At 57.8% G+C, this 422-nt stretch carries 1 rRNA gene; it reads left to right on the top strand.

Annotated features, from left to right (window positions below):
* Positions 1–110: ribosomal RNA gene (locus tag AB4070_RS18575) — 16S ribosomal RNA — on the top strand; the annotation flags it as partial.
* Positions 111–422 lie beyond the last annotated feature (312 nt).

Raw genomic sequence — 422 nt, 5'->3', positions numbered from 1 at the left:
AGCCGGTGGCCTAACCCTTGTGGAGGGAGCCGTCGAAGGTGGGATCGGTAATTAGGACTAAGTCGTAACAAGGTAGCCGTACCGGAAGGTGCGGCTGGATCACCTCCTTTCTAAGGAGCATCTGACACTTTCGGGTGTCCAGAACCCAGTTCGAAGGCATACGTTCTTCGCTGGGAGCTCATGGGTGGAACATTTGACATGGCATCGAGATCTGATCTCGGAACTAGTACGCCGCTTCGGTGGTTGGAAAGTTCTGGGTGAGGGGACCGGTGTCTGCACGCTGTTGGGTCCTGAGGGACCGGATGCGCACTGGCCTTCGGGTCGAGTGCACAGTCGGTTACTCTGGGCCTTTCGTTGTTTCCCCGGTGGGGAAGCGGTGAGGGGTACCGCCCGTACTTTGAGAACTACACAGTGGACGCGAG

The sequence above is a fragment of the Microbacterium sp. 2RAF4 genome (assembly GCF_052115285.1).
Classification (GTDB): domain Bacteria; phylum Actinomycetota; class Actinomycetes; order Actinomycetales; family Microbacteriaceae; genus Microbacterium; species Microbacterium oxydans.
Note: the sequence above shows the minus strand (reverse complement) of the source record. Positions and strands in the feature narration are given on the sequence as shown.